Annotated in this window: 23 protein-coding genes; 20 read left to right on the top strand and 3 right to left on the bottom strand. The window is 64.9% G+C overall.

Going from position 1 to position 22,326, the window contains the following annotated elements; genetic code table 11:
- Positions 1–117 precede the first annotated feature (117 nt).
- The gene (gene rne, locus V0R62_RS25585; RefSeq protein ID WP_330105681.1) at positions 118–3,345 is read right to left on the bottom strand and encodes a ribonuclease E; all 3,228 of its coding nucleotides are present in this window, start codon (positions 3,343–3,345) and stop codon (positions 118–120) included.
- A gap of 796 nt (positions 3,346–4,141) precedes the next feature.
- Here rne and rluC point away from each other — a divergent pair.
- The 3 genes from rluC to V0R62_RS25570 are packed head-to-tail and all read left to right on the top strand — an operon-like array spanning position 4,142 to position 6,768.
- A complete protein-coding gene (rluC, locus tag V0R62_RS25580; protein WP_050704696.1) occupies positions 4,142–5,095 on the top strand; it encodes a 23S rRNA pseudouridine(955/2504/2580) synthase RluC in 954 nt (317 codons plus the stop codon).
- A gap of 3 nt (positions 5,096–5,098) precedes the next feature.
- On the top strand, positions 5,099–5,779 hold the full coding sequence (locus tag V0R62_RS25575; RefSeq protein WP_330105680.1) for an HAD family hydrolase: 681 nt from the start codon (positions 5,099–5,101) through the stop codon (positions 5,777–5,779).
- Between the two features lie 2 nt (positions 5,780–5,781).
- Positions 5,782–6,768: a S49 family peptidase gene (locus V0R62_RS25570; protein ID WP_330105679.1), complete on the top strand. Its 987-nt coding sequence runs from the start codon at positions 5,782–5,784 to the stop codon at positions 6,766–6,768.
- A gap of 190 nt (positions 6,769–6,958) precedes the next feature.
- Here the strand turns inward: V0R62_RS25570 and V0R62_RS25565 are convergent, their stop codons facing one another.
- On the bottom strand, positions 6,959–7,537 hold the full coding sequence (locus V0R62_RS25565; protein WP_330105678.1) for a Maf family protein: 579 nt from the start codon (positions 7,535–7,537) through the stop codon (positions 6,959–6,961).
- A 96-nt stretch (positions 7,538–7,633) separates the two neighbouring features.
- Here V0R62_RS25565 and V0R62_RS25560 point away from each other — a divergent pair, with 96 nt between their 5' ends.
- The 12 genes from V0R62_RS25560 to V0R62_RS25505 all read left to right on the top strand — a co-directional run bounded on the left by V0R62_RS25560 (position 7,634) and on the right by V0R62_RS25505 (position 17,481).
- Entirely contained in the window at positions 7,634–8,161 is a 528-nt protein-coding gene (locus V0R62_RS25560; protein ID WP_023630499.1) for a YceD family protein, read from the top strand.
- A gap of 13 nt (positions 8,162–8,174) precedes the next feature.
- A complete protein-coding gene (gene rpmF / locus V0R62_RS25555; protein ID WP_028690987.1) occupies positions 8,175–8,357 on the top strand; it encodes a 50S ribosomal protein L32 in 183 nt (60 codons plus the stop codon).
- Positions 8,358–8,360: 3 nt separating this feature from the next.
- Complete coding sequence (gene plsX, locus V0R62_RS25550; RefSeq protein WP_082337679.1) at positions 8,361–9,371, top strand: phosphate acyltransferase PlsX; 1,011 nt, start codon at positions 8,361–8,363, stop codon at positions 9,369–9,371.
- A 148-nt stretch (positions 9,372–9,519) separates the two neighbouring features.
- Positions 9,520–10,458, top strand: coding sequence for an ACP S-malonyltransferase (gene fabD / locus V0R62_RS25545; RefSeq protein ID WP_330105677.1), 939 nt, complete (start codon positions 9,520–9,522; stop codon positions 10,456–10,458).
- Positions 10,459–10,474: 16 nt separating this feature from the next.
- Positions 10,475–11,215, top strand: a complete 741-nt coding sequence (gene fabG / locus V0R62_RS25540) for a 3-oxoacyl-ACP reductase FabG (RefSeq protein ID WP_023630496.1) — start codon at positions 10,475–10,477, stop codon at positions 11,213–11,215.
- Positions 11,216–11,419: 204 nt separating this feature from the next.
- Positions 11,420–11,656: an acyl carrier protein gene (gene acpP / locus V0R62_RS25535; protein ID WP_028690990.1), complete on the top strand. Its 237-nt coding sequence runs from the start codon at positions 11,420–11,422 to the stop codon at positions 11,654–11,656.
- A gap of 162 nt (positions 11,657–11,818) precedes the next feature.
- Entirely contained in the window at positions 11,819–13,063 is a 1,245-nt protein-coding gene (gene fabF, locus V0R62_RS25530) for a beta-ketoacyl-ACP synthase II (RefSeq protein ID WP_330105676.1), read from the top strand.
- Positions 13,063–13,878 carry an aminodeoxychorismate lyase gene (pabC, locus tag V0R62_RS25525; protein ID WP_330105675.1) on the top strand — a complete coding sequence of 272 codons (816 nt, stop codon included), beginning with the start codon at positions 13,063–13,065 and terminating at the stop codon, positions 13,876–13,878. Before fabF ends, pabC begins: the two co-directional genes overlap by 1 nt.
- Before the next feature lie 3 nt (positions 13,879–13,881).
- Positions 13,882–15,057, top strand: coding sequence for an endolytic transglycosylase MltG (mltG, locus tag V0R62_RS25520; protein ID WP_330105674.1), 1,176 nt, complete (start codon positions 13,882–13,884; stop codon positions 15,055–15,057).
- The gene (gene tmk / locus V0R62_RS25515) at positions 15,054–15,686 is read left to right on the top strand and encodes a dTMP kinase (protein WP_330105673.1); all 633 of its coding nucleotides are present in this window, start codon (positions 15,054–15,056) and stop codon (positions 15,684–15,686) included. Before mltG ends, tmk begins: the two co-directional genes overlap by 4 nt.
- Positions 15,679–16,665 (top strand): DNA polymerase III subunit delta', encoded by a 987-nt coding sequence (locus V0R62_RS25510; RefSeq protein WP_330105672.1) that lies wholly within the window; start codon positions 15,679–15,681, stop codon positions 16,663–16,665. The genes tmk and V0R62_RS25510 overlap by 8 nt, the downstream gene beginning before the upstream one ends.
- Before the next feature lie 33 nt (positions 16,666–16,698).
- Entirely contained in the window at positions 16,699–17,481 is a 783-nt protein-coding gene (locus tag V0R62_RS25505; RefSeq protein WP_330105671.1) for a TatD family hydrolase, read from the top strand.
- Positions 17,482–17,721: 240 nt separating this feature from the next.
- On the opposite strand, the gene V0R62_RS25500 is transcribed toward V0R62_RS25505, so the two are convergent.
- The gene (locus tag V0R62_RS25500; protein WP_330105670.1) at positions 17,722–18,855 is read right to left on the bottom strand and encodes an aminotransferase class V-fold PLP-dependent enzyme; all 1,134 of its coding nucleotides are present in this window, start codon (positions 18,853–18,855) and stop codon (positions 17,722–17,724) included.
- Positions 18,856–18,929: 74 nt separating this feature from the next.
- Here V0R62_RS25500 and V0R62_RS25495 point away from each other — a divergent pair, with 74 nt between their 5' ends.
- The 5 genes from V0R62_RS25495 to V0R62_RS25475 form a co-directional block, all read left to right on the top strand.
- On the top strand, positions 18,930–19,565 hold the full coding sequence (locus V0R62_RS25495; RefSeq protein ID WP_011532895.1) for a TetR/AcrR family transcriptional regulator: 636 nt from the start codon (positions 18,930–18,932) through the stop codon (positions 19,563–19,565).
- 129 nt (positions 19,566–19,694) lie between these two features.
- Positions 19,695–20,663, top strand: coding sequence for a GTP 3',8-cyclase MoaA (locus tag V0R62_RS25490; RefSeq protein ID WP_330105669.1), 969 nt, complete (start codon positions 19,695–19,697; stop codon positions 20,661–20,663).
- A gap of 66 nt (positions 20,664–20,729) precedes the next feature.
- A complete protein-coding gene (locus V0R62_RS25485) occupies positions 20,730–21,335 on the top strand; it encodes a DUF4823 domain-containing protein (RefSeq protein WP_050704713.1) in 606 nt (201 codons plus the stop codon).
- An 11-nt stretch (positions 21,336–21,346) separates the two neighbouring features.
- Positions 21,347–21,907 (top strand): DUF1285 domain-containing protein, encoded by a 561-nt coding sequence (locus tag V0R62_RS25480; protein ID WP_330105668.1) that lies wholly within the window; start codon positions 21,347–21,349, stop codon positions 21,905–21,907.
- 110 nt (positions 21,908–22,017) lie between these two features.
- A partial coding sequence (locus V0R62_RS25475; protein WP_330105667.1) for a hypothetical protein occupies positions 22,018–22,326 on the top strand: 309 nt, incomplete at its 3' end.

Genomic DNA, 22,326 nt, shown 5'->3' with positions numbered 1-22,326 from the left:
GCCCGGTGTCGGAGGGGGGTGGCCCCGCGATCACCGGCGAAGCCGGTGCCATCCACCCGGCAAAGAAAAAGCCCCGCCAGTTCGCACTGGCGGGGCTTTTTCATTCAGCCGAGGCTATCAACCGTGATGAGGCTTGTGCTCGTCAGCGGTTTCCAGGGCTTCGGCCGGGGCAGCGGCGGCCAGGGCAGCAGCGGCTGCTTCGGCTTCACGCTTGCGGCGACGCACTTCACGCGGATCGTTCGGCGCACGGCCGTTCGGCAGCATGATGGTGGACGGCTCGACCGGCGCTTCTTCGGCAACCACGGCTGGCGCAGGCTCGGCCACCGGGGCTTCGACCACTTCAGGCTGGGCTTCGACCACCGGAGCAGGCTGTTCGGCGACTGGCGCCTGGGCTTCGACCACTTCGGCAACCGGTGCCTTCTCGATGTCGCCCGCTTCCACCACAGGGGCTTCCACGACCGCTACAGGCTCGGCGGCTGCTTCGATAACGGCCTCGACAACGGCGGTCGGCTGCTCGATGGCGGCTTCTTCAACCACAGGCTGCGGCGCCACTTCGACGACAGGCTCGATGCTCGGCTCGGCGGCGACCACTGGCTCGCTGACAGGCTGCTCGACCACCGGGGCGATGGCGACCTGCTCTGCCACGACTTCGGTGATTTCCACCTGGGTCTCGGCGACAGCGGCGCTAGCGCGTTCGGCCTGCTGGTTGGCTTCGGCCTCGGCGTCGGCGCTGATGTTGCTGGTGGCAACGGCAGCGATGACGGCAGTGCCGGCGGCCAGTTCGGCACCCAGCTCGGTGGCCTGGTGCTGTTGTGGCTGCTCTTCGCCGGCGTCTTCGTCGCCGCCGTCGATCAGCTCGCCATTGGCGTTGCGCTGGCGCTCACGACGGTTGCTGCGACGACGCTGGCCACGGGAACGGCGGCGTGGGCGCTCGCCATCGGCGCCTTCCTGCTCGTCCTGCAGCAGCTCTTCGTTCGGCAGTTGCTCCTCGGCGAGCTCCACGGCCTGTTCGGCGGCCTGCACCTCAGGGCGCAGCTGGCGCTCTTCGCGTGGGGCGCGTTCCTCACGTGGGGCACGTTCTTCGCGAGGGGCACGCTCTTCACGTGGTGCGCGTTCTTCACGCGGCGCACGCTCTTCGCGTGGGGCACGTTCCTCACGCGGTGCACGCTCTTCACGAGGGGCGCGTTCTTCGCGCGGCGCACGCTCTTCACGTGGCGCGCGTTCTTCACGCGGTGCACGCTCTTCACGGGCTACGCGTTCTTCGCGTGGCGCACGCTCTTCACGCGGGGCGCGTTCTTCGCGGGCGACCGGTGCGGCGTCCAGCGGCTCGCGCAGTTCACGCACGCGCTCTTCGCGGTTGCCACGACGGTCTTCACGCGGCTGGCGCGGTTGACGCTCTTCACGTGGCGCACGTTCTTCGCGCGGTGCACGCTCTTCGCGAGGCTGGCGCTCTTCACGCGGGGTGCGCTCGCCGCGCTCTTCACGTGGCTTGCGGTCTTCTTCGCGACGGCCGTTGCGGTTGCGGCTCTGCTGGCGACCGTTACGGCGCTCTTCGTTGCGTGGCGAGCGTTCGGTGGCTGGCTTCTCGGTGGTGGCGACCGGTGCGGCGGCAGGCTCTTCCTTGCCGGCGAACAGGCTGACCAGCGACTTGACCAGGCCTTTGAACAGGCTCGGCTCGGCGGCGGCTGGGGCGGCGACCGGCGCGGCAGGGGCCGGCTGCTCTTCAGCGGTGGCCGGTACCGGGGCGTTGGCGCGGGCCGGCGCGGTCTTGACCGCGGCTTCCTGGCGCACCAGGGTGCGGGTGGCGGTCGGCTGCGGCGCTTCTTCGGTCTCGGCCGAGGCGATCTCGTAGCTGGACTGGTTGTTCAGCACGTCCGGGTTGTCGTCGCGCAGGCGCTGGACTTCGAAGTGCGGGGTTTCCAGGTGATCGTTCGGCAGGATGATGATGCGTGCGCGAGTGCGCAGTTCGATCTTGGTGATCGAGTTGCGTTTCTCGTTGAGCAGGAAGGCGGCCACCGGGATCGGCACCTGGGCGCGTACTTCGGCGGTGCGGTCCTTCAGCGCTTCTTCTTCGATCAGGCGCAGGATTGCCAGCGACAGCGACTCGACGTCACGGATGATGCCGGTGCCGGAGCAGCGCGGGCAGACGATGCCGCTGCTTTCGCCCAGCGATGGACGCAGGCGCTGACGGGACATTTCCAGCAGGCCGAAGCGCGAGATACGGCCTACCTGCACGCGGGCACGGTCGGCTTCGAGGCACTCACGTACGCGCTCTTCGACGGCACGCTGGTTCTTGGCCGGGGTCATGTCGATGAAGTCGATGACGATCAGGCCGCCGATGTCACGCAGGCGCAGCTGGCGGGCGATCTCTTCGGCCGCTTCCAGGTTGGTCTGCAGGGCAGTCTCTTCGATGTCGCTGCCTTTGGTGGCGCGCGCCGAGTTGATGTCGATGGACACCAGGGCTTCGGTCGGGTCGATGACGATCGAGCCGCCGGACGGCAGGTCGACCACGCGCTGGAAGGCGGTTTCGATCTGGCTTTCGATCTGGAAGCGGTTGAACAGCGGGACGCTGTCTTCGTACAGCTTGACCTTGCTGGCGTACTGCGGCATCACCTGGCGGATGAAGGTCAGGGCTTCTTCCTGGGCGTCGATGCTGTCGATCAGCACTTCGCCGATGTCCTGGCGCAGGTAGTCGCGGATGGCGCGGATGATGACGTTGCTTTCCTGGTAGATCAGGAACGGCGCGGCGCGGTCTTGCGAGGCTTCCTTGATGGCGGTCCACAGCTGCAGCAGGTAGTCGAGGTCCCACTGCATTTCTTCGCTGCTGCGGCCCAGGCCCGCGGTGCGCACGATCAGGCCCATGTCGCCCGGAACGGTCAGGCCGTTCAGCGCTTCGCGCAGTTCGTTGCGCTCTTCGCCTTCGATGCGGCGGGAGATGCCACCGGCGCGCGGGTTGTTGGGCATCAGCACCAGGTAGCGGCCGGCCAGGCTGATGAAGGTGGTCAGGGCGGCGCCTTTGTTGCCGCGCTCTTCCTTCTCGACCTGGACGATGACTTCCTGGCCTTCGCTCAGGACTTCCTTGATGTTGACCCGGCCTTCAGGGGCTTTCTTGAAGTATTCGCGGGAGATTTCCTTCAGCGGCAGGAAGCCGTGACGGTCGGAGCCGAAGTCGACGAAGGCGGCTTCGAGGCTGGGCTCGATCCGGGTGATCTTGCCTTTGTAGATGTTGGCCTTTTTCTGCTCACGGGCGCCGGACTCGATGTCCAGGTCGTAGAGACGTTGGCCGTCCACCAGGGCTACACGCAACTCTTCGGGCTGAGTTGCGTTAATCAGCATTCTTTTCATGTTGTACCGTCGGTTTCCGGGCTGCCGGAAACGGCGTGCGGCACACACGACTTCTCAGGGTCGGTGCCAAGGTGCGCAAAGGGTGGCGGGCCACCCCCGTGTCTGGCGACGTTCGGCACCAGCCGGTTGCCCAGCCTGCCGTTGTCGCGACGACGCGTCCTGTTTTGCGGTGCCAAAAGACCTGTCGAGCTTTTCGAAGGTTATCCGAATCAATCGAGCGGGCCTGGTGCACTCAGTCAGGAGGAGGAATCAACCGGTCGTCCGTGGACGCCACGAGGGCGTCTGTTCAGGACCTTGTCCGCTCATCGCCCGTTGAGTGGGGCGCTGGGACGGGTTCGGTGCCACACGGTCCGAGGGCTGTACATCTCCACCCTGCACGTATCCCTTGAAAATTCGGTGCTGCCGCGCGCTGAATCCGCAACGGGTTGCATTTTTCGCCAGCCCGGTTCCGGGCTGGCGCCATAACATATCCAAGGCAGGTATTTCCGAAGCATTCGCCCGAATGCGCGGAAACGACGGTGGCGGGCAGAGGTACGGCGAAAAGAATCGGGTAAGCAGGTGAAACACCGCACTTGTCGTTTTTTTTCGGTCTTCTCTACACAGCGCTGGTGGCGATTCCAGGCATTTAGTTAAACTGGCGAACGCTCCGTAGGACGGCCTCGCGTCCTCGGGAATTGCGATGGTCAGGGCCGGCGTAGAGCCTGGTGCCGCTGGCCTGCCGCTTTTGGCGGCGTTCGCGACTATAGCAGCAATGATTAAGTGCTTCAATTCCATAAAAAATTGTTATGATCCCGCCATGACGACCAATACCCCCCCGACTTCCGGCGTTCAGCTGATCGAAGTCCCGCCGGAGCTTGCCGGCCAGCGCATCGACAATTTCCTCATCACGGCCCTCAAGGGCGTGCCCAAGACCTTGGTCTACCGCATCCTGCGCAAGGGTGAGGTGCGGGTCAACAAGGGCCGGATCAAGCCTGAGTACAAGCTGCAGGCCGGCGATATCGTGCGCGTGCCGCCGGTGCGCCTGCCCGAGCGCGACGAGCCGGCGCCGGTGGCCCAGGGGCTGCTGCAGCGCCTTGAGGCGGCCATTGTCTACGAGGACAAGGCGCTGATCGTGATGAACAAGCCGGCCGGCATCGCCGTGCACGGCGGCAGCGGTCTGAGCTTCGGCGTGATCGAGGCGCTGCGCCAACTGCGTCCGGACGCCAAGGAGCTGGAGCTGGTGCATCGCCTGGATCGCGACACCTCGGGCCTGCTGATGATCGCCAAGAAGCGCAGCATGTTGCGCCACCTGCACGCCGCCCTGCGCGGCGATGGCGTCGACAAGCGCTACATGGCGCTGGTGCGCGGCCACTGGCCGACCTCCAAGAAGCAGGTCAATGCGCCGCTGCAGAAGAGCAACCTGCGTTCCGGCGAGCGCATGGTCGAGGTCAACGACGAGGGCAAGGACGCGCTGACGATGTTCCGCGTGCTGCGCCGTTTCGGCGAGTTCGCCACCATCGTCGAGGCGCGGCCGATCACCGGGCGTACCCACCAGATCCGTGTGCATACCCTGCATGCCGGGCACATGATCGCCGGCGACAGCAAATACGGCGATGAAGACTTCACTCGCGAGATTCGCGAGCTGGGCGGCAAGCGTCTGTTCCTGCATGCCTATCAGCTGACCGTGCCGCTGCCGGACGGTGGTGAGCTCAAGCTCGAGGCGCCGGTGGACGAGATGTGGGCCAAGACCATCGAGCGGCTGGCGTCCTGAGCCATGAATAAAAGTTATGACCTGCTGATCTTCGACTGGGACGGCACCCTGGCCGATTCCATCGGGCGCATCGTCGAGGCGATGAACGTGGCCGCCGGGCGTGCCGGCGAGGCCGCCAGCAGCGACGAGGCGGTCAAGGGCATCATCGGCCTGGCGCTGGGGGAGGCGATCGCCACTCTGTACCCGCACCTCGATGCGCCGCAGGTCGAGGCGTTCCGTCAGCACTACGCCGACGTGTACATGGCGCTGGACCAGCAGCCTTCGCCGTTGTTCGACGGCGTGGTCGAGTCGCTGGAAGCGTTCCGTGCCGAGGGGTATCGTCTGGCGGTGGCCACCGGCAAGGCGCGGCGTGGCCTGGATCGGGTGCTCAAGGCCAATGGCTGGGAAGGCTATTTCGACATCACCCGGGCGGCCGACGAAACCCGTGGCAAGCCGCATCCGTTGATGCTCGAAGAGATTCTCGCCCATTGCAGGGTCGAACCCGGGCGGGCACTGATGGTCGGAGATTCGGCGTTCGACCTGCAGATGGCCAGCAACGCCGGCATGCATTCGGTGGCGGTGGGCTACGGCGCCATGTCGCTGCAGGCCCTGGCCGAATACGGTCCGCAAGTGTGCATCGAGCATTTTTCCCAGTTGCGCGAATGGCTGGCCGAGCCTGCGCAGATCAATTTCCAAGGTAGGTGAGCATGACTGACGAATGGAAGGCGCCCGAACCGGACGAAGCCGGCGAGGAGCGCAAGAGCTGGAAGCTGTTGGAGAAGACCTTGCTCGCTGGCGTCCAGGAGCAGCGCCGGGCGCGGCGCTGGGGGATCTTCTTCAAGCTGCTGACCTTCGTTTACCTGTTCGGCATCCTGTTCCTGTTCACGCCGTTGATGGATGTGGACAAGGCGGCCTCGCGCAGCGGCAACCACACCGCGCTGGTCGAGGTGCGCGGGGTGATCGCCGACCAGGAGCCAGCCAGCGCCGACAATATCGTCAAGAGCCTGCGCGAGGCGTTCAAGGATCCGAAGACCAAGGCCGTGGTCATGCGCATCAATAGCCCGGGCGGCAGCCCGGTGCAGTCGGGCTACGTGTATGACGAGATCCGGCGCCTGCGCGCCGAGTACCCGGCTATCAAGCTGTATGCGGTGATCGCTGACCTGGGCGCGTCCGGGGCGTACTACATCGCCAGTGCCGCCGACGAGATCTATGCCGACAAGGCCAGCCTGGTCGGCTCCATCGGTGTCACCGCGGCCGGCTACGGCTTCGTCGGGACCATGGACAAGCTGGGGGTGGAGCGTCGTACCTACACCGCTGGCGAGCACAAGGCATTCCTCGATCCGTTCTCGCCGCAGAAGCCCGAGGAGACCGCGTTCTGGCAGGGTGTGCTGGACACCACGCACCGCCAGTTCATCGCCATGGTCAAGCAAGGGCGGGGCGAGCGTTTGAAGGACAAGGAGCATCCGGAGCTGTTCAGCGGGCTGATCTGGTCCGGCGAGCAGGCCAAGGTGCTGGGGCTGGTGGATGGGCTGGGCAGTGCCAGCTATGTCGCCCGCGACATCGTGGGTGAGAAGGAGTTGGTGGACTTCACCGTGCAGGAGTCGCCATTCGATCGCTTCTCCAAGCGCATCGGCGCCAGCGTGGCGGAGCGCCTGGCGCTGTACATGGGGTTCCAGGGGCCTTCGTTGCGTTGAGCTGAAGGTTCATCGCCGTGGTCCAGTCCAAGATTGCAGGGGTCGCTTTGCGACCCTTTCGCGGCATAAGGCCGCTCCTACAGGCGAGCGCGTCCCTGTAGGAGCGGCCTTGTGTCGCGAAAGGGCTGCAAAGCAGCCCCGGCAATTCCAAGCCGGACGCTAATTTTTAACGCCTTGAGAGGGCTGGTGCTCAAGGCACCTGCACGCCTTCCTTGTACAGCATGTCCACCAGTCGAATCAGCGGCAGCCCGATCAGGCTCGTGGCATCACAGCCATGGGTGCTCTGGAACAGGCTGACCCCCAATCCCTCCGCCTTGAAGCTGCCGGCGCAGTCCAGCGGCTGCTCGGCCGTCACGTAGCGCTCCACGCGCTCCCGATCCAGCTCGCGCATCGTCACGGTAAACGGTACGCAATCGACCTGGCAGTGGCCGGTGGCGCTGTTCAGTAGCGCCAGCCCGGTGAGGAAGGTGACCTGTTGCCCGCTGGCCTCCAGCAATTGCTCGCAGGCGCGCTCGAAGGTGTGGGGCTTGCCGAGGATCTGCTCGCCCAGCACCGCCACCTGGTCGGAGCCGATGATCAGGTGGTCGGGGTGGCTGGCGGCCAGGGCCTCGGCCTTCTGTCGGGCCAGGCGGCGGACCAGCTCGACGGCGGGCTCGCCATCGAGGCGCCGTTCGTCAAGGTCGGGGCTCGCCCAGGCGAAGGGCAGGCGCAGGCGGGTGAGCAGTTCGCGGCGGTACGCAGAGCTGGAAGCCAGTAACAAGGGAAGCATGGTAGACTCCTGGGCAATTACCCCGAATTCTAACATGCGAGATGGCACCTAATTTCCTTTGACAGGGAGGGGGTGCATCCCTAGAATGCTGCGCCTATGTTGAATGACCCGATTCCACCTCACGTTGACCCGCGCAAATTGGCTGATCGTGGCGTAACCCTCGAAGGTTCGCTGCAACTCGCTGATTTGGAAAGACTCTGCGACCCGCTTTCCGACAATGTCGGTACGGTGCAGGCGAAGTTCGATTTTGAACGAGATGAACAGCACGTGGTGGTTATCCACAGTGCGCTGGACGTCGAAGTCAAGATGGTTTGCCAGCGTTGTCTTGAGCTGGTCACCCTGCCGATCCACAGCGAATGCACATACGCCGTGGTGAAGGAGGGTGCGAACACCCAGTCGTTGCCGAAAGGCTATGACGTGCTGGAACTGGGCGAAGATCCTTTGGATCTGCAGGCGTTGGTCGAGGAAGAGCTGTTGCTCGCCCTGCCGATCGTGCCTGCTCATCATCCGGAAGAATGCCAGCAGCCGGCGGGACTCGATGAGCCCGAGCCGAGCAAGGACGAGGTATCGCGGTCCAACCCGTTCAGTGTATTGGCGCAGTTAAAGCGTGACCCAAACGTTTAGGAGTTAATCAATTATGGCTGTTCAGCAGAACAAAAAATCCCGCTCTGCCCGTGACATGCGCCGTTCGCACGACGCCCTGTCGGCAGAAGCTCTGTCGGTAGAGAAGAGCACCGGTGAAGTACACCTGCGTCACCACGTATCGCCAGAAGGCGTATACCGTGGTCGCAAAGTGATCGACAAGGGCGCCGACGAGTAATCCTTGTCCGCTCAGATCATCGCGATCGACGCAATGGGCGGGGACTTCGGTCCCCGCAACATTGTCCAGGCTAGCATTGCCTGCCTTTCGGCTACCCCCTCGCTGCACCTGACCCTCGTCGGTCAACCCTCCCTCCTTGAAGATCTCGTCAGTGGCCTTGCGGCTGCGGATCGCGCGCGCCTGCAGATTGTCGCGGCCAGCGAAGTGATCGGCATGGACGAGCGGCCATCGCAGGCGTTGCGGGGCAAGCCGGACTCGTCGATGCGCGTCGCTCTCGAACTGGTGCGTGATGGCAAGGCCCAGGCCTGCGTGAGCGCCGGCAATACCGGTGCGCTCATGGCCCTGTCGCGCCTGGTGCTCAAGACCTTGCCTGGTATCGATCGCCCGGCGATGGTGGCGGCGATTCCGACCCAGGCTGGCTACTGCCAGCTGCTCGATCTCGGCGCCAATGTCGATTGCAGCGCGGAAAACCTCTACCAATTCGCCGTGATGGGTTCGGTGGCCGCCCAGGCCCTGGGCGTGCATCGGCCGCGGGTGGCGCTGCTCAATATCGGCACCGAGGACATCAAGGGCAACCAGCAGGTCAAGCTGGCCGCCAGCCTGTTGCAGAACGCCCGGGGCCTGAACTACATCGGCTTCGTCGAGGGCGACGGGTTGTACCGTGGCGAGGCGGACGTGGTGGTGTGCGACGGTTTCGTCGGCAATATCCTGCTCAAGTCCAGCGAGGGCCTGGCGACCATGATCGGCGCGCGTATCGAGGCGTTGTTCCGTGGCGGGCTGCTGGCGCGGGCGGCGGGGGCCATGGCCATGCCGTTGCTCAAGCGCCTGCAGGCCGACCTGGCGCCGGCCCGGCACAATGGCGCAAGCTTCCTGGGGTTGCAGGGCATCGTCATCAAGAGCCATGGCTCGGCGGGCGTGCAGGGCTTGCAGAGCGCGATCCAGCGCGCGCTGATCGAGATCCAGGAGAACCTGCCGCAGCGCCTGCATGGGCGCCTCGAAGACCTGTTGCCGTGATGAGGCTAAAACAGGTCTTAGGCATATTTGCGATGAAGTGCTTAAATGTGACCGCTTGGTCCGCCGCTCCATCCAAGCTTTCAGATTGCGCGCCCGGCCCAAGGCCCGGCGCACCCTATCCGACGACAAGATCATAAGGGCTTGTTCAATGTCTGCATCCCTCGCATTCGTCTTTCCTGGTCAAGGTTCCCAGTCGCTGGGCATGCTCAAAGAGCTGGGCGCCGAAAAACCGGTAATCGTCGAGACCTTCAAGGAAGCGTCCGAGGCCCTGGGCTACGACCTGTGGAAGCTGGTCCAGGAAGGCCCGGAAGAACAACTCAACCAGACCGACAAGACCCAGCCGGCCATCCTGACCGCCTCGATCGCCCTGTGGCGCCTGTGGCTGGAAGAGGGTGGCGCGCAGCCTGCGTACGTCTCCGGTCACAGCCTGGGTGAATACAGCGCCCTGGTCGCCGCTGGCAGCCTGTCGCTGAAAGACGCCGTGCGCCTTGTCGAGCGCCGCGGTCAGCTGATGCAGGAGGCTGTGCCGGCCGGTCACGGCGCCATGGCCGCGATCCTCGGCCTGGGCGACGCGGTCGTGGTCGAGATCTGCGCCAAGGCCGCCGAAGACGAAGTGGTCAGCGCGGTGAACTTCAACTCCCCTGGCCAGGTGGTCATCGCCGGCAACAAGGCGGCTGTGGATCGCGCCATGGAGCTGTGCAAAGAGGCCGGCGCCAAGCGCGCCCTGCCGCTGGCGGTCAGCGTGCCGTCGCACTGCGCGCTGATGAAGCCGGCCGCCGAGCGTTTCGCCGAGTCGGTCAACGCCATCGAATGGAAGGCCCCGCAGATCCCGGTGGTGCAGAACGTCACCGCCGCCATCGCCGCCGACCTCGACGCTCTCAAGCAGGACCTGCTGGCGCAGCTGTACCAGCCGGTACGCTGGGTAGAATGCGTGCAGGCCCTGGCCGAGCGCGGCGCGGTGAACCTGGTCGAATGCGGCCCGGGCAAGGTCCTGGCCGGCCTGAACAAGCGTTGCGCCGACGGCGTGACCACCTACAACCTCAACACCCCAGACGCCGTCGCCGCCACCCGTGCGGCGCTGGCCTGAATTCGGAGAAGCTTGCATGAGCCTGCAAGGTAAAGTTGCACTGGTCACCGGCGCCAGCCGTGGTATCGGCCAGGCCATCGCCCTCGAGCTGGGCCGTCAGGGCGCGACCGTGATCGGTACCGCCACCACCGCGTCGGGCGCCGAGCGTATTGCCGCCACCCTGAAAGAGCACGGCATCAACGGCACCGGCCTTGAGCTGAACGTCACCAGCGCCGAGTCCGTGGACGCGGTGCTGGGCGCCATCGGCGAGCAGTTCGGCGCACCGGCCATCCTGGTCAACAACGCCGGCATCACCCGCGACAACCTGATGCTGCGGATGAAGGACGACGAGTGGTTCGACGTGATCGACACCAACCTCAACAGCCTCTACCGTCTGTCCAAGGGCGTGCTGCGCGGCATGACCAAGGCCCGCTGGGGTCGTATCATCAGCATCGGCTCGGTGGTAGGTGCCATGGGCAACGCCGGCCAGGCCAACTACGCCGCCGCCAAGGCCGGCCTGGAAGGCTTCAGCCGTGCCCTGGCCCGTGAAGTGGGCTCGCGTGGCATCACCGTCAACTCGGTGACCCCGGGTTTCATCGACACCGACATGACCCGCGAACTGCCAGAAGCGCAGCGCGAGGCCCTGCAGAAAGAGATTCCGCTGGGCCGCCTGGGCCAGGCCGAGGAGATCGCGAAAGTGGTTTCCTTCCTGGCTTCCGACGGCGCAGCCTATGTCACCGGCGCCACCGTGCCGGTGAATGGCGGGATGTACATGTAAAAACCGCAACTCAATGTGACGGATTGCTTCAAAAAAGAGTCATACTGCGAGCCTAAAATCCGTTATAAAGCTGCAACCAGATTCCGGGCAGAGGGCCCGGTGGCCTGGTGGAAGGCGCGTTACGCTTGAAAAGCAGGCGTCTTCCTATAAACTTGGTCACCGGCCAGCTGCCTGACATATGTCCATTAGGAGTGAAAACTAGGTATGAGCACCATCGAAGAACGCGTCAAGAAAATCGTCGCCGAGCAACTGGGCGTCAAGGAAGATGAAGTGAAGAACACCTCTTCCTTCGTTGAGGACCTGGGTGCCGATTCGCTTGACACCGTTGAGCTGGTGATGGCTCTGGAAGAGGAATTCGAGACCGAAATCCCTGACGAAGAAGCCGAGAAGATCACTACCGTTCAAGCTGCCATCGACTACGTCAACGCCCACCAGGCCTAAGACGTTTCAGTCGACGCTTCTTGTCGGGAAAAACCGCACTGCCGTCGCCGGCGTGCGGTTTTTTCTTTGCAAGCCCTGCAATCAGCGGAGTCTGTTGCCAGGCCATTGGCCGCGCCAGTGCACTGGCAAGAGACTCTGTAATTTGGAAATGAGGAGAGTACTGTGTCGCGTAGACGCGTCGTGGTCACTGGTATGGGTATGCTGTCGCCACTGGGTACCGATGTACCGAGCACCTGGCAGGGCATTCTGGCTGGCCGCAGTGGCATCGGTCCGATCGAGCATACGGATCTGTCTGCCTACTCCACCCGTTTTGGCGGCTCGGTAAAGGGCTTCGAAGTCGAGCAGTACCTGTCGGCCAAGGAGGCCCGCAAGCTCGATCTGTTCATCCAGTACGGCCTGGCGGCCGGCTTCCAGGCGGTGCGCAACGCCGGCCTGGAAATCACCGACGCCAACCGCGAGCGCATCGGCGTGGCCATGGGCTCGGGCATCGGTGGCCTGACCAACATCGAAGAGACCAGCAAGACCCTGCACGAGCAGGGGCCGCGCCGGATCTCGCCGTTCTTCGTGCCGGGTTCGATCATCAACATGATCTCCGGCTTCCTGTCGATCCACCTGGGTCTGCAAGGGCCGAACTACGCGATCGCCACCGCCTGCACCACTGGCACCCACTGCATTGGCATGGCCGCGCGCAACATCGCCTACGGTGAAGCCGACGTGATGATCGCCGGCGGCGCCGAAATGGCCGCCTGCGGCCTGGGCATGGGCGGCTTCGGCGCGTCCCGCGCGCTGTCGACCCGCAACGACGAGCCGGCCCGTGCCAGCCGTCCGTGGGACAAGGGCCGTGATGGCTTCGTGCTGTCCGACGGTGCCGGCGCCCTGGTGCTCGAAGAGCTGGAGCACGCCAAGGCCCGTGGCGCCACCATCTATGCCGAGCTGGTCGGTTTCGGCATGAGCGGCGACGCCTACCACATGACCTCGCCGCCCGATTCCGGCGAAGGCGCCGCCCGCTGCATGGCCAACGCCCTGCGCGATGCCGGCATCAAGCCTGAGGACGTCAGCTACATCAACGCCCACGGCACCTCGACGCCGGCCGGCGACATCGCCGAAGTGGCCGCGATCAAGCGCGTGTTCGGCGAGCACGCCTACAAGCTGGCCGTCAGCTCGACCAAGTCGATGACCGGCCACCTGCTCGGTGCCGCCGGCGCGGTGGAGGCGATCTTCAGTGTCCTGGCGATCAACAGCCAGATGGCGCCGCCGACCATCAACCTGGACGAGCCCGACGAAGGCTGCGACCTGGACTTCGTGCCGCACCAGGCGCGCAGCATGCCGATCGATGTGGTGCTGTCCAACTCGTTCGGCTTCGGTGGCACCAACGGCTCGCTGGTATTCCGTCGGTTCGCCGACTGATGCACAGCTGGATCGATGGCCAGGACGCGGCTGCGGTCAACCTGCAGAATCGTGGCCTGGCCTACGGCGATGGCCTGTTCGAGACCATCGCCGTGCGCGGCGGCAGGCCCAGCCTGCTGGCCCTGCACCTCGACCGCCTGGCGCTGGGTTGCCAGCGCCTGGCGATCGAGGCCGACCTGACGCTGGTTCGCAATGAACTGTTGCAATTCGCCCAGTTGCTGGGCGAGGGCGTCGCCAAGCTGATCCTGACCCGTGGCGACAGCCAGCGCGGCTATGCCCCGGCGGCTGGCGCCCAGGCGCGGCGCATCCTTCAGGGCAGTCCCTTGCCGGCCTATCCCGCCGAACACGCCGAACAGGGCGTGCGTTTGTACGCCTGCCAGACGCGGCTGGCGGAACAACCGCTGCTGGCCGGGCTCAAACACCTCAACCGCCTCGAGCAGGTGCTGGCCCGCGCCGAATGGCAGGACCCGGCGTTTGCCGAAGGCTTGATGCGTGACGGCCAAGGGCGGGTGATTGAAGGGGTGTACAGCAACCTGTTCCTGGTGCGTGACGGCGTGCTGCTGACCGCCGAGCTGAGCCGTTGCGGCGTGGCCGGGGTGATGCGCGCGGCGTTGCTGGAGCAGGCGGCGTTGCTGGGCATTCCCACCCAGGTGCGGGACTTGCCGCTGGAGGCGCTGGCGCAGGCCGACGAAGTGTTCGTCTGCAACAGTGTCTACGGCATCTGGCCCGTGCGTGAATTCGGCGCGCTGAACTGGCCGGCCGGGCCGCTCACCCGTAAACTGCAGGCCGTTGCCCGTACGTTACTGGATACCTGATTCGTGAGACGCAAATTCCTGCTGCTGCTGGAAATGAGCTTGATCCTCGCCGGCCTGGCACTGGGCTGGGCCGCCTGGAAGGTCAACTCGGTCCTGGAGCAGCCCCTGCAAGTGGCGCAGGAGCGCCTGCTCGACGTGCCCAGTGGCACGACGCCCAACCGTATGTTCTATCGCATGCAGAGCGAAGGCCTGCTCGACGACCCGCTGTGGTTGCGCCTTTACTGGCGCTTCAACATGGCGGGCACGCCGTTGCATACCGGCGAATACCGCGTGACCCCGGGCATGACCGTGGGGCAGCTGTTCGACGCCTGGAAGCGCGGCGACGTGGTGCAGTACAACATCACCCTGGTCGAGGGCTGGACCTTCCGCCAGGTGCGTGCCGCGGTGGCCAAGCATGAAAAGCTCAAGCACACCCTCGAAGGCTTGTCCGATACCGAGGTGATGGACAAGCTCGGCCACACCGGCGTGTTCCCCGAGGGCCGCTTCTTCCCTGACACCTATCGCTTCGTGCGCGGCATGAGCGACGTCGAGCTGCTGCAGCAGGCCTACATGCGCCTGGACGAAGTGCTGGCCAAGGAGTGGGCCGAGCGCAGCACCGACCTGCCGTATCGCGACCCTTACCAGGCGCTGATCATGGCCTCGCTGGTGGAGAAGGAAACCGGCATTCCCCAGGAACGCGGGCAGATCGCCGGCGTGTTCGTGCGGCGCATGCGCCTGGGCATGATGCTGCAGACCGACCCGACCGTGATCTACGGCATGGGCGAGCGCTACAACGGCAAGATCACCCGCGCCGACCTGCGCGAGCCGACGCCCTACAACACCTACACCATGACCGGCTTGCCGCCGACGCCGATCGCCATGGTCGGGCGCGAGGCGATCCATGCCGCGCTCAACCCCAGCGACGGCTCGAGCCTGTACTTCGTCGCCCGCGGCGACGGCAGTCATGTGTTCTCCGACGACCTGGACGATCACAACAGCGCGGTGCGCGAGTTCCAGCTCAAGCGTCGGGCGGATTACCGTTCCAGCCCCGCGCCGCAGGCCGAGCCGGCGACGCCCGAGCCGCAGGCGGCACCGGACGCGGCCCCTGCGCCCGCGCCGGAAAGCGACGCGCCGGCCCCCACCGATGAATCCGCGCCGGCCGACACGTCGGTGCCAGAAGATACTAAGGAACACTCGTGAGCGGTTTGTTTATCACCCTGGAAGGCCCTGAAGGCGCTGGCAAGAGCACCAACCGCGAATACCTCGCGGCACGCCTGCGCGAGCAAGGCGTCGATGTGGTCATGACCCGCGAGCCCGGCGGCACGCCGTTGGCAGAGCGCATCCGCGAACTGCTGCTGGCGCCGAGCGAGGAGCGCATGGCGGTCGACACCGAGCTACTGCTGATGTTCGCCGCCCGCGCCCAGCACCTGGCCGAAGTCATCCGCCCGGCGCTGGGCCGTGGCGCCGTGGTGCTGTGTGATCGCTTCACCGACGCCACCTATGCCTACCAGGGCGGCGGCCGCGGCCTGTCGGTGGAGCGCATCGCCATCCTCGAGGCCTTCGTCCAGGGTGAGCTGCGCCCTGACCTGACCCTGGTCTTCGACCTGCCCGTGGAGGTCGGCCTGGCCCGCGCCGCGGCCCGTGGTCGGCTGGACCGCTTCGAGCAGGAAGGCCAGGACTTCTTCGAGGCGGTGCGCCAGGCCTACCTGCAGCGTGCCGGCCAGCAGCCGCAGCGTTACCGGCTGCTGGACGCCGCACAGCCGTTGAGCGCGGTGCAGCAGGCCATCGACGCCCTGGTGCCGGGCATCCTGGAGCGTTGCCGTGGCTGATGCCTACCCCTGGCAGCAGGTGCTCTGGCAACAACTGGCCGGGCGCGCCCAGCATGCCCATGCCTACTTGCTGCATGGCCCCCAGGGCATCGGCAAGCGCGCCCTGGCCGAGCGTCTGATGGCGCGGCTGCTGTGCCAGCAGCCACAGGGCCTGGATGCCTGTGGCCAGTGCAAGTCGTGCCTGTTGCTCAAGGCCGGCAGCCACCCGGACAACTTCGTGCTGGAGCCGGAAGAGGCCGACAAGCCGATCAAGATCGACCAGGTGCGCGAACTGGTGTCGTTCGTGGTGCAGACTGCCCAGCAGGGCGGGCGCAAGGTGGTGTTGATCGAGCCGGTGGAGGCGATGAACATCAATGCCTCCAACGCCCTGCTCAAGAGCCTGGAGGAGCCTTCCGGCGATACCGTGCTGCTGCTGGTCAGCCACCAGCCCAGCCGCCTGCTGCCGACCATCAAGAGCCGCTGCCAGCAGGTCGCCTGCCCGCAGCCGAGCCAGGAGCAGAGCCGCGCCTGGCTGGCCGCCGCCCTTGCCGACAGCGCCGAGGAAGAGCGCGAAGAGCTGCTGACCCTGGCCGCCGGTTCGCCGCTGATGGCCGTGAGCCTGCAGGCCCAGGGCGTGCGCGAACAGCGTGCGCTGGTGACCGAGGGGGTGAAGAAGCTGCTCAAGCAGCAGCAGTCGCCCAGTCAACTGGCCGAGGCCTGGAACAGCGTGCCCTTGCTGCTGCTGTTCGACTGGTTCTGCGACTGGTCGCACCTGATCCTGCGCTACCAGTTGACCCAGGATGAGGAAGGACTAGGCTTGGCCGACATGCGCAAGGTGCTGCAGTACCTGGCGCAGAAGAGCCGCCAGGGCAAGGTGCTGGAGGTCCAGGCGTGGATCCTCGAGCAGCGCCAGAAAGTGCTGGGCAAGGCCAACCTCAACCGTGTACTGCTGCTCGAAGCCTTGCTCGCCCACTGGGTGCAGCTGCCGGGCATGCGCTGATTTCCACCGTTCATTCATGTGTGTCGTGTTCCCATGCTCGTAGATTCCCATTGCCACCTCGACCGTCTCGACCTGAGCGCCCACCAGGGCTCCCTCGACGCCGCCCTGCAGGCAGCCCGTGAGCGCGGGGTAGGGCATTTCCTGTGCATCGGCGTGAGCGCCGAGAATGCCGGCGCGGTCAAGGCGCTGAGCGAGCGCTATGCCGACGTGGACTGCTCGGTGGGCGTGCACCCGCTCGACCTGGCGCCCGGCGAGACGCCGGCGCTGGAGTGGCTGTTGCGCGAACTGGCCCACCCGCATGTGGTGGCCATCGGCGAGACCGGGCTGGACTACCACTACGAGCCGGAGGCCGCCGAGCTGCAGCAGGCCTCGTTCCGCCTGCACCTGGAGGCCTCGCGGCAGACCGGCAAGCCGGTCATCGTGCACACCCGGGCGGCCCGCGAGGACACCCTGGCGCTGCTGCGCGAGGCCAACCTGCCCCAGGCCGGGGTGCTGCACTGCTTCACCGAGGACTGGCCGATGGCCAGGGCCGCGCTGGACCTGGGCTACTACATCTCGCTGTCCGGCATCGTCACCTTCCGCAATGCCGACGCCCTGCGCGAGGTGGCCCGGCAGGTGCCGGTGGATCGCCTGCTGGTGGAGACCGACTCGCCGTACCTGGCGCCGATCCCGCATCGCGGCAAGCCGAACCTGCCGCAGTACGTGCGGGAAGTGGCCGAGTATGTGGCGTCGTTGCGTGGGGTGAGTTACGAGCAACTGGCCGAGCAGACGACCAGCAACTTCAAGCGACTTTTCCCGCTGGCAAGGGTGGCCTGAGGTCGCTGCGCCGACCCTCCCGAACCGGGCAAAAAAAACCCGGGTTCTGGGGGGGGAATCCGGGTTAAGACCATTAGGAGTAAAACAAAGGCACACGGTCCCTGGGCACCTTTATCGGCGCGCCACTTGGGGGGATGCGCCGCGCCAACACTTCAAGTATTGGCCAGGATTGGCGCCCCGCCAGCGGTGATTGATCGTTTTTTAAACAGATTTGGAATACGTCCGCAGCCCCTTGCGCGCTCAGTGCATGGCGATCTGCCGGACCTGTCGCAGTACTTCGTCGATCAGGCGGCGGTCGGTATAGAAATGTGGGGAAAACCGTACCCCAGGGCCGCGTACCGCGCATATCACTCCGTTACTGCTCAGGGCTCGATAAATGTCGGCGTTGGCATGGCCGTCCAGGCTGAAACTGACGATGCCGGCCCGCCGTGAAGGATCGCCCGGGCTGTGCAGCCGCGCCCCGGGGATGGCCGTGAGCCCTTGATGCAGCTGCTCGACCCGCTGCTCCAGCTGTTCGGCGACCACCGTCATACCGACATCCTCCAGCAGCGACAGGCTGGCCTCCAGCGCGCAGGCGCCGAGCATGTTCGGGCTGCCGCACTCGAAGCGCCGCGCACTGCGCGCCGGTTGCCACTGGCGGCGTTCGAAGTCGCCAAGGTGCTCGAGCATGTGCCAACCATAGGCATGCAGCTTCAACTGCCGGCGCAGCTCGCTGCGGCAATAGAACACCCCCAGCCCCTCGGGGCCGAGCATCCACTTGTGGCCGTCGGCCATGGCGAAGTCGCATTGGTAGTGCTGCACATCGAAGGGCAGGGCGCCGACCTGCTGGATCGCATCGACGCAGAACAGCACGCCGCGCTGGCGACAGGCGGCGCCCAGGCGAGCCAGGTCCAGGCGCAGGCCGCTGGCGAACTGCACGGCGCTGACCGACATCAACCGCGTTCGCGGGCCGCAGACGGCGAGCAGCGCCGCTTCCGGATCGGCGCCGGCCAGGCTTGCCTCGATCACCTCGACTCCGCGATCGGCCAGGGCCTGCCAGACCACGCGGTTGGAGGGGAACTCCTCGTCGCTGATGACGACCCGGTCGCCGGGCCGCCAGTCCAGGCCGAAGGCCACCAGCGACAGCGCCTGGGAGGTGTTGCCCACCAGGGCGATGTCGCCGGTGGTGGGTGCATTCAGCAGGCGTGCCAGGCGTTCGCGCAGGCGGCGTACGGTGGCCAGCCAGGCGGGATACTCGCGGGCGCCCAGGCGGACATTATCCTGGGCGAAGCGCGCCACGGCCTCGGCGGTGCGGCGCGGCCAGGGGGCGATCGCCGCGTGATTCAGGTAGCACAGGCCCGGTGCCTGTTCGAACTCATCAAGAAACACAGACATGGTTGGAAGATCCGTGCAATTTGCCGCCAGTTAGGCATAATAATCCGCTTCGATTGTCATCCCAGTCCTTCTTTATGCAGAAAGAACCTCGCAAGGTCCGTGAGTTTCGCCGTCGCGAACAAGAGATCCTCGACACGGCGCTCAAGCTGTTTCTCGAACAGGGTGAAGACAGCGTCACCGTCGAGATGATCGCCGACGCCGTCGGTATCGGCAAAGGCACGATCTACAAGCACTTCAAGTCCAAGGCGGAGATCTACCTGCGCCTGATGCTCGACTACGAGCGTGACCTGAATGAGCTGTTGCATTCGGCTGACGTCGACCGCGACAAGGAAGCCCTGTCGCGTGCCTACTTCGAGTTCCGCATGCGCGACCCGCAGCGCTACCGGCTGTTCGACCGCCTGGAAGAGAAGGTGGTCAAGGGCAACCAGGTGCCGGAAATGGTCGAGCAGCTGCACAGCATCCGCGCCTCCAACTTCGATCGCCTCACCCAGTTGATCAAGGGGCGTATCAGCGAGGGCAAGCTCGAGGACGTGCCGCCGTACTTCCACTACTGCGCGGCCTGGGCGCTGGTTCACGGCGCAGTGGCGCTGTACCACTCGCCGTTCTGGAGCAATGTGCTCGAGGATCAGGAAGGTTTCTTCCAGTTCCTCATGGACATCGGCGTGCGCATGGGCAACAAGCGCAAGCGCGACCCGGAAGCGGCGAACTAAAGCCGTTCAATGCTCGCCCGCCGAGTCTTCGGCGGGCGCGTTGCATCCAGGCTTCGACGGGAAGGCTTGCAAAAACCTGATTTTTGAGTCAGGTTTTGCCCGCCAGAATCTTCCACGCCGGAGTCATCCATGATCGTCGATCGTCAAGGCAGGCGCTTTCGCAACCTGCGCGTCAGCCTGACTGCTGCCTGCAACTATGCCTGCACCTACTGCGTGCCCGATGGCAAGCGCCTGGTGGCGGCGCAGGACGAGCTCACGGCGGATGCCCTGGCCCGGGGCGTGGCCTACCTGGTGGAGGCGGCCGGGGTCGAACGGCTGCGCATCACCGGCGGCGAGCCGCTGGTCAGCCCGCGGCTGGAGGCCTTTCTCGGCGCGGTGGCGGGCCTGGGGCTGGAAGACATCAGCCTGACCACCAACGGCCAGTTGCTCACCCGCAAGCTGCCGCTGCTGCGTGACGCCGGCATCCGTCGGCTCAACGTTTCCCTCGATACCCTCGACGCCAGTGCCTTTCGCCGGATCGCCCGGGGCGGCGACCTGGCCAGCGTCTTGGCGGGCATGGCGCAGGCCAGTGCCGCGGGCATGACGATCAAGGTCAACATGGTGCCCATGCGCGGGCAGAACCTCGATCAGGTGCTGCCGCTGCTCGACTATTGCCTCGAGCGCGGCTACGAGCTGCGCTTCATCGAGCTGATGCGCATGGGCCACCTGGCACGCGACGGCAATGCCTTCCTGCAGCAGTTCGTCGGTCTAGAGCAATTGCTGGCGTTGATCGGCCAGTCGTACGGCTATGAGCAGGCGCCGCGCCCGCTGGATGCCACGGCCCTGCGTTACCGCATTCCCGGCAAGGGCCATTTCGGCGTGATCGCCAACGAGAGCGTGCCGTTCTGCCGCAGCTGTTCGCGCCTGCGCCTGTCGTCCACTGGCTGGCTGCATGGCTGCCTGTCGTCGAGTAACCGTCACTTTGTCGGCGACCTGCTCGACAAGCCCCGCCATCAGGCGCTCCCGGCGCTGCAGCGGTTGCTGGTGAAGGCCTTGGCGGATAAGCAGGACGTGGCGTTTTCCGGCGATGTGATGGTGATGAAGGTGATCGGCGGCTGACTCTGGCGCAAAAGCTGCATCCTGCGGCTATTCGCCGGTTTTTCGTCACCGGTTTCTGGAGGAAAGATGCGTAGCCTGGTCTTGCTGCTGGCGCTGATGGCGTTGGGCGGCTGCATGAATGTCAGCGATATGGGCGAGGGCGTCCGTTACCACATGAGTGATGCGGGCCTGCTGGACCACAGTGACACCACCCGTACCCTGTCGATCCGTCTGCAGCCGGACTCGTTCATCTTCATCGGCCAGGGCGCCTTCGTGCCGCCGGGCAAGGGGCCGGTGCCGCAGCAGAACGCGGTGGCCGAGGAGGCCTTCAAGAGCTTCGTCGAGTATTTCCCGCTGGTGCGCCGCGCCCAGGGCCCGCTGGGTCTGGAAGACGCAATCGCCGAGGCCCGCGCGGTAGGTGCCGACTATGTGCTGTACACCCGTTTCGCCCGCACCGACGACCGTATCGGCAACGGTGACGAGTGGTATGACGAGCAGGCCGTCGATCGCCTGGGTTGGGACCGTGGCGTGGTGCAGATGATGCTGATCGAGACCAGCACCCGTTACCTGATCGACACCGCGCGCATCAAGAGCCGCGGCGGTTTGTTGACGTTCCACGACAACACGCCCCAGGATTTGCTTGCCGCGCCGATGCGCGAGTACGCTCGTAGTCTTCTGGGCATGAGCAACTGAGCGAGCGTGTCATGAGCGATTCCGGCAAGGCCAACGATCTGCTGGCGCAGATCCCCGCGCACAAGGGGCTGCCCCCGGTGCACCTGTGGAACCCGGATTTTTGCGGCGACATCGACATGCGGATCGCCCGGGACGGGACCTGGTACTACCTGGGGACGCCGATCGGGCGCAAGCCGATGGTGCGGTTGTTCTCTACCATCATTCGGCGTGACGGGGATGACTACTTCCTGGTTACGCCGGTGGAGAAGGTCGGGATCCGGGTTGATGATGCACCGTTTGTTGCCGTGCTGCTGGACGTCGAGGGCAGTGGAGAACAGCAGGTGCTGCGGTTCACCAGCAATGTCGACGACCAGGTCGAGGCCGGGCCTGATAATCCCCTGCGGGTCGAGCTTGATCCGGTTACCCAGGAGCCTTCGCCCTATGTGCTTATGCGCGGCAACCTGGAGGCGTTGATTCATCGCAATGTGTTCTATCAGTTGGTGGAGCTGGCGGTGGCGCGGGAGATTGATGGGGAAGTTTGGCTTGGGGTTTGGAGTCGGGGCGAGTTTTATCAGATTGGGCGTAGTGTCTAATAACTGTTTCTGAATCCCCGTTTCATTACGGATACAATAGCCCGACAATCAACTCATGTTTCTTGGTCTTGGTCTTGATCTTGATCTTGATCATATAGATTTCAAAACGCATGACTCTGAAAGTCAAAGTCAAAGTCAAAGTCAAAGTCAAAGTCAAAGTCAAAGTCAAAGTCAAAGTCAAAGTCAAAGTCAAAGTCAAAGTCAAAGTCAAAGTCAAAGTCAAAGTCAAAGTCAAAGTCAAAGTCAAATGCGATCGGCGTGGGTTTCTACAGTTGAGCGCGCATTCATTTACGATGTCGATGCTTATTCACCTTTCCGCCCTTACGGCGGGTAACTTTTTGAAGGATCAAAAAGTCACCAAAAAATCCATCGCTCCATTCATCCGGCCCTCCGCTTCGCTCCGGGTTCCCTCACTCCGG

It is taken from the genome of Pseudomonas carassii (assembly GCF_036324045.1).
Lineage (GTDB): Bacteria > Pseudomonadota > Gammaproteobacteria > Pseudomonadales > Pseudomonadaceae > Aquipseudomonas > Aquipseudomonas peradeniyensis.
The sequence above is the reverse complement of the archived record's forward strand: the minus strand, read 5'-3'. Positions and strand labels throughout refer to the sequence as shown.

What these genes read in the sequence shown, in the direction of transcription:
- V0R62_RS25480 (WP_330105668.1), top strand. Translation starts at nt 21,347, where the DNA reads ATGAGCGATTCCGGCAAGGCCAACGATCTGCTGGCGCAGATCCCCGCG.
- V0R62_RS25495 (WP_011532895.1), top strand. Translation starts at nt 18,930, where the DNA reads ATGCAGAAAGAACCTCGCAAGGTCCGTGAGTTTCGCCGTCGCGAACAA.
- fabD (WP_330105677.1), top strand. Translation starts at nt 9,520, where the DNA reads ATGTCTGCATCCCTCGCATTCGTCTTTCCTGGTCAAGGTTCCCAGTCG.
- V0R62_RS25575 (WP_330105680.1), top strand. Translation starts at nt 5,099, where the DNA reads ATGAATAAAAGTTATGACCTGCTGATCTTCGACTGGGACGGCACCCTG.
- V0R62_RS25500 (WP_330105670.1), bottom strand. Translation starts at nt 18,855, where the DNA reads ATGTCTGTGTTTCTTGATGAGTTCGAACAGGCACCGGGCCTGTGCTAC.
- rne (WP_330105681.1), bottom strand. Translation starts at nt 3,345, where the DNA reads ATGAAAAGAATGCTGATTAACGCAACTCAGCCCGAAGAGTTGCGTGTA.
- V0R62_RS25565 (WP_330105678.1), bottom strand. Translation starts at nt 7,537, where the DNA reads ATGCTTCCCTTGTTACTGGCTTCCAGCTCTGCGTACCGCCGCGAACTG.
- fabG (WP_023630496.1), top strand. Translation starts at nt 10,475, where the DNA reads ATGAGCCTGCAAGGTAAAGTTGCACTGGTCACCGGCGCCAGCCGTGGT.
- V0R62_RS25485 (WP_050704713.1), top strand. Translation starts at nt 20,730, where the DNA reads ATGCGTAGCCTGGTCTTGCTGCTGGCGCTGATGGCGTTGGGCGGCTGC.
- rpmF (WP_028690987.1), top strand. Translation starts at nt 8,175, where the DNA reads ATGGCTGTTCAGCAGAACAAAAAATCCCGCTCTGCCCGTGACATGCGC.
- acpP (WP_028690990.1), top strand. Translation starts at nt 11,420, where the DNA reads ATGAGCACCATCGAAGAACGCGTCAAGAAAATCGTCGCCGAGCAACTG.
- V0R62_RS25570 (WP_330105679.1), top strand. Translation starts at nt 5,782, where the DNA reads ATGACTGACGAATGGAAGGCGCCCGAACCGGACGAAGCCGGCGAGGAG.
- pabC (WP_330105675.1), top strand. Translation starts at nt 13,063, where the DNA reads ATGCACAGCTGGATCGATGGCCAGGACGCGGCTGCGGTCAACCTGCAG.
- rluC (WP_050704696.1), top strand. Translation starts at nt 4,142, where the DNA reads ATGACGACCAATACCCCCCCGACTTCCGGCGTTCAGCTGATCGAAGTC.
- V0R62_RS25560 (WP_023630499.1), top strand. Translation starts at nt 7,634, where the DNA reads ATGTTGAATGACCCGATTCCACCTCACGTTGACCCGCGCAAATTGGCT.
- V0R62_RS25490 (WP_330105669.1), top strand. Translation starts at nt 19,695, where the DNA reads ATGATCGTCGATCGTCAAGGCAGGCGCTTTCGCAACCTGCGCGTCAGC.
- V0R62_RS25505 (WP_330105671.1), top strand. Translation starts at nt 16,699, where the DNA reads ATGCTCGTAGATTCCCATTGCCACCTCGACCGTCTCGACCTGAGCGCC.